The organism is Lacinutrix salivirga (assembly GCF_053604675.1).
On the sequence record NZ_JBSHNP010000103.1, the window covers coordinates 252,997 to 260,612 of the forward strand.

At 31.7% G+C, this 7,616-nt stretch carries 6 protein-coding genes and 2 rRNA genes; 5 read left to right on the forward strand and 3 right to left on the reverse strand.

Annotated features, from left to right (window positions below; all coding sequences use genetic code 11):
• The first annotated feature begins 10 nt into the window (after positions 1 to 10).
• The 5 genes from ACVC5O_RS08565 to ACVC5O_RS08585 all read left to right on the forward strand — a co-directional run bounded on the left by ACVC5O_RS08565 (position 11) and on the right by ACVC5O_RS08585 (position 6,661).
• Positions 11 to 2,233: an NADP-dependent isocitrate dehydrogenase gene (locus tag ACVC5O_RS08565; RefSeq protein WP_452221060.1), complete on the forward strand. Its 2,223-nt coding sequence runs from the start codon at positions 11 to 13 to the stop codon at positions 2,231 to 2,233.
• A 75-nt stretch (positions 2,234 to 2,308) separates the two neighbouring features.
• Positions 2,309 to 4,684, forward strand: coding sequence for a TonB-dependent receptor (locus tag ACVC5O_RS08570; RefSeq protein ID WP_452221061.1), 2,376 nt, complete (start codon positions 2,309 to 2,311; stop codon positions 4,682 to 4,684).
• Positions 4,685 to 4,686: 2 nt separating this feature from the next.
• Positions 4,687 to 5,502 carry a DUF4249 domain-containing protein gene (locus ACVC5O_RS08575; RefSeq protein ID WP_452221062.1) on the forward strand — a complete coding sequence of 272 codons (816 nt, stop codon included), beginning with the start codon at positions 4,687 to 4,689 and terminating at the stop codon, positions 5,500 to 5,502.
• A gap of 120 nt (positions 5,503 to 5,622) precedes the next feature.
• Positions 5,623 to 6,444: an N-acetylmuramic acid 6-phosphate etherase gene (gene murQ / locus ACVC5O_RS08580; RefSeq protein WP_452221063.1), complete on the forward strand. Its 822-nt coding sequence runs from the start codon at positions 5,623 to 5,625 to the stop codon at positions 6,442 to 6,444.
• Complete coding sequence (locus ACVC5O_RS08585) at positions 6,431 to 6,661, forward strand: DUF6095 family protein (RefSeq protein ID WP_452221064.1); 231 nt, start codon at positions 6,431 to 6,433, stop codon at positions 6,659 to 6,661. Before murQ ends, ACVC5O_RS08585 begins: the two co-directional genes overlap by 14 nt.
• Here ACVC5O_RS08585 and ACVC5O_RS08590 read toward each other — a convergent pair.
• The 3 genes from ACVC5O_RS08590 to ACVC5O_RS08600 all read right to left on the reverse strand — a co-directional run.
• Positions 6,658 to 7,149 carry a hypothetical protein gene (locus ACVC5O_RS08590; RefSeq protein ID WP_452221065.1) on the reverse strand — a complete coding sequence of 164 codons (492 nt, stop codon included), beginning with the start codon at positions 7,147 to 7,149 and terminating at the stop codon, positions 6,658 to 6,660. The two genes, ACVC5O_RS08585 and ACVC5O_RS08590, sit on opposite strands and share 4 nt — an antisense overlap.
• A 141-nt stretch (positions 7,150 to 7,290) precedes the next feature.
• Positions 7,291 to 7,398: ribosomal RNA gene (gene rrf / locus ACVC5O_RS08595) — 5S ribosomal RNA — on the reverse strand.
• A gap of 99 nt (positions 7,399 to 7,497) precedes the next feature.
• Positions 7,498 to 7,616: ribosomal RNA gene (locus ACVC5O_RS08600) — 23S ribosomal RNA — on the reverse strand; the annotation flags it as partial.

The window sequence follows — 7,616 nt, forward strand, 5'->3', positions numbered from 1 at the left end:
ACTCAACTATATGTCACAATCACCAAAAATTATATATACAATCACAGATGAAGCTCCTGCTTTAGCAACACGCTCGTTTTTACCTATTGTAAAATCATTTGTTGAACCTTCAGGAATTCATATAGAAACTAAAGATATTTCTCTGGCAGCAAGGATTTTAGCTGTTTTCCCAGATGTATTAACCGAGGATCAAAAAGTTTCTGATGATTTAGCCTTTCTTGGTGAATTGGCAAAACAACCAGAAGCTAATATTATAAAACTACCAAATATTAGTGCTTCTGTACCACAATTAAAAGCAGCAATTAAAGAGCTTCAAGAAAAGGGTTATAAGCTACCTAACTATCCTGATGAGCCAGAAAACGATTCAGAAAAAGACATAAAATCACGTTACGACAAAATTAAAGGAAGTGCTGTAAACCCTGTACTTAGAGAAGGAAATTCCGACAGACGAGCTCCTAAAGCTGTAAAAAATTACGCTAAGAAAAACCCACATTCTATGGGTAAATGGAGTAAAGAGTCTAAATCTCATGTGGCAACAATGACGCATGGTGATTTTGCACACAACGAAAAATCCTTGACATTAAATGAAGCGACTACAGTAAAAATACAGCATACAGATACAACAGGAAACACAACCGTTTTAAAAGACAATTTAGCTCTTTTACAAGGCGAGATTATTGATGCTACTGTAATGAGCAAAAAAGCATTATTAGAGTTTTTAAGCGAACAAGTTGAAGATGCATTAAATAAAGGTGTGTTGTTTTCGTTACACATGAAAGCTACCATGATGAAAGTAAGTGACCCAATTATTTTTGGTCATGCAGTTCGCGTGTTCTTTAAAGATTTATTTGAAAAACATGGAAAAACTTTTGATAAAATTGGTGTTGATGTTAACAACGGTTTTGGAAATTTATTAAGCAACTTGCACCAATTACCAGAAGATAAGCACGAAGAAATTAAAAACGATATTCGTTATGCTTTAGAGCATAGTGCAGATCTAGCAATGGTAAATAGTGAAAGAGGAATTACAAATTTACACGTACCAAGTGATGTAATTATTGACGCGTCTATGCCTGCAATGATTCGAAACTCTGGTCAAATGTGGAATAACGATGGTAATCCTCAAGACACCAAAGCAGTAATACCTGATAGTAGCTACGCTGGTATTTATACAGCTACCATAGATTTTTGCAAAAAACATGGTGCTTTTGATCCTACCACTATGGGAACTGTACCTAATGTTGGACTTATGGCTCAAAAAGCCGAAGAATATGGCTCGCATGATAAAACTTTTGAAATTAAATCTAACGGAAAAGTAGAAGTTATAGACGCTAATGGAACTGTTTTATTGGCTCACAAAGTAGAAGCTGGAGACATTTGGAGAATGTGCCAAGTTAAAGATTTACCAATCCAAGATTGGGTAAAGTTAGCAGTTACTAGAGCAAGAGCTTCTCAAACACCAGCAGTATTTTGGTTAGATAAAAAGAGAGCACACGATACAGAATTAATTAAAAAAGTAAATACATATTTAAAAGACCACGATACTAACGGATTAGATATTCGTATCCTATCGCCTATCGATGCAACACTTTTTACTTGCGAAAGATTAAAAGATGGATTAGACACGATTTCTGTTTCTGGAAACGTATTGCGAGATTATTTAACAGACTTGTTCCCAATTTTAGAAGTTGGTACAAGTGCAAAAATGCTATCTATAGTCCCTTTAATGAATGGAGGAGGATTATTCGAAACAGGAGCTGGAGGGTCTGCACCAAAACACGTACAGCAATTATTAGAAGAAAACCATTTACGTTGGGATTCTCTAGGCGAATTTTTAGCACTAGCTGTATCTTTAGAACATTTTAGCCAAGTAAATAACAATCCAAAAGCAAAAATTTTAGGAGATGCGTTAGATGATGCAACAGAAAAATTATTAGAAAACAAGAAAGGACCATCGCGTAAAGTCAATGAGTTAGATAACAGAGGTAGTCATTTTTATTTAGCTTTATTTTGGGCTGAAGCGTTAGCAAATCAAGAAAAAGATACAGAACTTAAACATTATTTTGCTACAGTATTTAAACAATTACAAGCACACGAAGCTAAAATTATAGAAGAGTTAAATAACGTACAAGGTAAACCTGTTTCCATTGGAGGCTATTATGAACCTTCGGAAAAATTATTGACTGAAATTATGCGTCCAAGTGCAACTTTAAACAAAATAATAAACAACTAATTATAACTATAAGGTTATGTTAAAAGCTCCTAATCAAGGAGCTTTTTTTATATTTTTATTCTATAAATCAACTGCATGAATAGATTTGTATTCCTATTAATATTAAGTATTTTATGTACTAGTATTACTTCCTTTTCTCAAGAAAAAGTAACCTTAAGTGGAACCATTTCTGAGGCCAAAAGTAACGAAACCTTAATTGGCGTTAATATTTTAATTCCTGAATTAAAAACAGGAACCATAACCAATGAGTATGGTTTTTATTCTATAACACTTCCAAAAGGAACCTATAATGTAGTAATTAGTTATATTGGTTTTAATGATTTTTCTGAAAGCATAGAGCTTAGCGAAAGCTTAAAAAAAGATTTTAGCTTAACAGAATCTTTAGAAAGTTTAGACGAAGTTATTATCACTCAGAACATAGAAAAACTAAATATTAGGCAACCTCAAATGAGTGTTAACGTATTAAAAGCGTCCACTATAAAAGATATTCCTGTTGTTTTAGGCGAAGCTGATGTTATTAAAGCCATAACCTTACTTCCTGGTGTAACCAATGCAGGAGAAGGCTCTTCTGGCTTTAATGTTCGTGGTGGAGCAGCAGACCAGAATTTAATTCTTTTGGATGAAGCTACAATCTATAACTCGTCGCATTTATTTGGTTTTTTCTCAGTGTTTAACCCAGATGCCATTAAAGACTTAAGGCTTTATAAAGGCGGAATTCCCTCTCGTTATGGAGGTCGTGTATCGTCTGTATTAGATATTTATCAAAAAGAAGGAAACAATAAAGAGTTTCATGTTAATGGAGGAATTGGTATTGTATCTAGTAGATTGTTAGTAGAAGGTCCATTAAAAAAAGAAAAAGGATCTTTTCTTTTAGGCGGAAGAACATCGTATGCACATTTATTCCTTCCACTTTTCGACATCGATAATAAAGCGTATTTCTACGATTTAAATACCAAATTAAGCTATAAATTGAATGACCGAAATAATATTTATCTCTCTGGTTACTTTGGTAGAGATTTATTTAAAATTCAGGAAAGTTTCGAAAACGTGTATGGAAACACTGTATTAAATTTTAGATGGAATCATTTGTTTTCGGATAAATTATTTTCAAACCTATCATTAATCTACTCGGATTATTACTATGGCTTAAATTTAAATTTTGTAGAATTTAACTGGAATTCTGGTATTCAAAATTTCAACTTTAAATACGATTTAAAACACTACCTAAACGATAAAATAAAATTGCAATATGGATTAAATAGTATTTATCATAAATTTAATCCTGGCGAGATTGAACCAAGCACATCAAATTCTGGAATTAATTATTTTAAACTAACCGATAAGTATGCTTTTGAAAACGCAATATATATTGATACCGAACATAAAATTTCAGATAATTTAAGACTCTCCTATGGTCTGCGATTAAGTTCGTTTTTACGCTTAGGCCAAAACCAATTAAATGTCTATGAAAATGATAATCCTATTGTGTTTAACCAAGAGCTTCAGGTTTACGAAAAAGCAGATCCAATTGGTAGTCGTTCCCTAAGCAGAAGTAAAACTGAAAAAGCATTTTTAAATCTCGAGCCTCGCTTTTCTTTAGCCTATCAACTAAATTCAAAATCCTCAGTTAAAGCAAGCTATAACAAAATGGCACAGTATTTACATCTATTATCCAACACAACATCGCCAACACCTTTAGATATTTGGACACCTAGTGGTAAATATGTAAAACCCCAATTATTAGATCAATTTGCAATTGGTTACTTCAGAAATTTCAGTAATAATACATATTCTTTAGAAATTGAAAGCTATTATAAAACCATAAAAAATAGAATTGATTATGTAGATGGAGCAGATTTAATTGCCAATAACGCAATAGAACAAATTATATTAAATGGAGAAGCAAGGGCGTATGGATTAGAGTTTTTAATTAAAAAAAACGAAGGTAAATTTAAAGGCTGGTTTGCATATACAATTAGTAAGTCCGAACAGAGAACTCCTGGCAGAACTGCGTTAGAAACTGGTATAAACAAAGGTAATTGGTATAACACAGCCTACGATAAAACACACGACATATCCATTACAGGAAGTTACGACTTAAATTCTAAATGGACGTTTAATACAAATTTTTTGTTTCAAACAGGGCAACCCACAACGTATCCAAATGGCCAATACGTATATAACGGAATAAGTATTCCGAGTTTTAGTGATCGAAATGCTGTAAGACTTCCTAGCTATCATCGCCTAGACATTTCTGCAAATTACACACCAAATCCAAATAAAAAAGAAGGTATAAAAGGGAATTGGACTTTCGGAATTTATAATTTATATAACCGAAGAAATGCAGCATTTATAAGCTTTGGAGAAAATAGAATGACAGGTACTAACGAAGCCACAAGACTTTCTATTTTTGGCATCGTTCCATCAGTAACCTATAACTTTAAATTTTAATTATGAAAAAACTATTTATAGCAATCGTATGTAGCTTTTTAATTTTTTCTTGCGAAGATGTAATCGAAGTAGATTTACCAACAGCAACGCCTAAACTCGTTATAGAAGCCTCAATAAATTGGTTTGAAGGCACCAATGGAAACACTCAACAAATAAAATTAACCGAGTCTGCGCCATATTTTAACGAGAGTGTGCCTCCAGCAAACAATGCAATAGTAACAGTTACAGATGGGAATAATAACACATTCACATTTACAGAAGAAGGTAACACTGGTATTTATATAAATACAAGTTTTCTACCAGAAATAAATCAAACTTATACATTAACTATCAATTATAACGAAGAAATATACACTGCATCAGAAACCATGCAAACAGTAACTCCAATAGATTATATAGAACAAAACAACGAAGGAGGATTCACAGGAGAAGACATTGAAATTAAAGCGTTTTACACAGATCCAGTTGATGAGGATAATTATTATTTTTATGAATTTGTAACAGATATCGCAGCTATACCTAATTTAGAAGTTTACGATGACGAGTTTACAAATGGAAATCAAATTTTTGCATTTTTTTCAGAAGAAGATCTAGAAACAGGAGATGAATTAATAATACGAAACTATGGTGTTTCCGAACGTTTTTACGAGTATATGTTTATCCTTTTGCAACAATCTGGTGATAATTCAGGAGGACCATTCGAAACGCAACCAGCAACAGTAAGAGGCAATTGTGTAAACCAAACAAATCCAAACAATTTTCCCTTAGGATACTTTAGAGTATCACAAGCTTTCGAAACAATTTATATCGTAGAATAATTTGGGCGTTACTCTTATAATTAAAAAAAATTATAAGAGTCGTGCTATCCGTTATATCTTTTTTTGCAAAAAAGGATGCCACTACTATCACTAACGCAAACAAAATTGTAACTTTAAAAAATGGACTTTACTAAAATCACAGAAAAGGATTCAAATTATAATAACTTAGAAAACATGAGTATTCCTGAGTTATTAAATAACATCAATAAGGAAGATCAAACAATTCCAAATGCTGTAAAAAAAGCACTTCCACAAATAGAAGCTCTTGTTAAACAAGTAGTTTTAAAACTAAAAAATGGTGGAAGATTGTTCTATATAGGCGCAGGAACTAGTGGTCGTTTAGGTATTTTAGATGCTTCAGAATGTCCTCCAACTTTTGGAGTTTCTCATGATTTAGTCATAGGTTTAATTGCAGGAGGTGATACCGCAATTCGCAAAGCTGTAGAATTTGCCGAAGACTCTAAAACTCAAGGCTGGAAAGATTTACAAGCATATAAAGTTAATAGTAATGATATTGTAATTGGTATTGCTGCATCAGGTACTACACCTTATGTTATAACTGCATTAGAAATTTGTAATCAAAACAATATTATAACAGGATGTATAACTTCAAATAAAAATAGTCCATTAGCATTAACAGCTCAATATCCGATCGAAGTTATAGTGGGGCCAGAATTTGTTACAGGAAGTTCTAGAATGAAAGCTGGTACTGCACAAAAGCTCGTTTTAAATATGATAACTACTACTACAATGATTCAATTAGGACATATAAAAGGAAATAAAATGGTAGACATGCAACTCAGTAATGATAAATTAGTAGATCGAGGAGCAAAAATGATTACTTCAGAATTAAAAATATCTTATCAAGAAGCTCTAAAATTATTGAATAAATATGGTAGTGTAAGAGAATCTATCAAAAATTTTAATTATGAAAACAGATAAAGAAGTATTATATAGTGGTTTAAAAAAAATGGGGATTAGTTTATTATTAATGTTTATTGGACCAACATTGTTATATGTTGCATTTAGCAACCAAGACAAGCCCTTATATATTCCATTAATAATATTAGCATTAATTCTATGTGCAGGAGCAATATTTATGGGGTTCAAAGGAATAAATACAATTTTAGATAGTATGTTTAAAAAACATAATAACTAATTCAAAATTTTAGGCGTAGTTGGGTTTAAGCCAAATTCCGAATCTTCAATTTCAATCTTTAAATGATCAAGTATATAATTTATAATCGCGTAGTGATGTATTGTATGACTATTAGATTGTGCCAATAAGGAGCTATAGTTATATTCTATAGTTATTTTTCCTAAACCCAAATCATCAATAACTAAAATAGTTTCATTTAATTTAGAATTTAAGCTTTCTAAAGCTCTGATTAGAGTATTTAGTTGTTCTATAGCTTTAGAGACGCTTAACTCAACCTCTAAATTCCTCCTTCTTAAAGTTAAGTCTATTACATTATCTTCACTATCAATAATACAATTATAAAAATCAAATATATGTCTTATATGGGACCCAATACTAGAGTAATATGGAGGAACAGAATTATTTACATAGTCTTCCTCACTGATATTATATAAAACCAGATTTGTTTTTTTTAATGTATTAATTACCGACTTAATTAAATTATTCATATCCAATAAAAGTACCAAATTTATTAATAATATACATAGTTTTTAAATAATAAAAAAACTAACATGTTCTATAAATAATCCCATTACAAAATATTATAAACAAAAAAAATCCTCAACAAATAACTGTTGAGGATTCTCTAAAAAAGGCGACGACCTACTCTCCCACGAATGTAGTACCATCGGCGCTAATGGGCTTAACTTCTCTGTTCGGAATGGTAAGAGGTGAGCCCCATCGCTGTAATCACCTTAAATCTTTCGGTGTATGTAGTTTTACCTACTTTACCGTATAATAACATATTGAAAAAATGATTCATGAAAATTTGTAATTAACTTTTAAAAAAACAGGCGTACAATAAGCCTATGGGTTATTAGTACTACTTGGCTATGACATTACTGCCTTTACACCTATAGCCTATCAACGTGGTAATCTCCCACGACCCTTTAAAGAAATCTCATCTTGTGGTGGG

Excerpts from the sequence above, each read along its gene's own strand:
- ACVC5O_RS08565 (WP_452221060.1), top strand. The coding sequence starts at position 11 with ATGTCACAATCACCAAAAATTATATATACAATCACAGATGAAGCTCCT.
- ACVC5O_RS08570 (WP_452221061.1), top strand. The coding sequence starts at position 2,309 with ATGAATAGATTTGTATTCCTATTAATATTAAGTATTTTATGTACTAGT.
- ACVC5O_RS08575 (WP_452221062.1), top strand. The coding sequence starts at position 4,687 with ATGAAAAAACTATTTATAGCAATCGTATGTAGCTTTTTAATTTTTTCT.
- murQ (WP_452221063.1), top strand. The coding sequence starts at position 5,623 with ATGGACTTTACTAAAATCACAGAAAAGGATTCAAATTATAATAACTTA.
- ACVC5O_RS08585 (WP_452221064.1), top strand. The coding sequence starts at position 6,431 with ATGAAAACAGATAAAGAAGTATTATATAGTGGTTTAAAAAAAATGGGG.
- ACVC5O_RS08590 (WP_452221065.1), bottom strand. The coding sequence starts at position 7,149 with ATGAATAATTTAATTAAGTCGGTAATTAATACATTAAAAAAAACAAAT.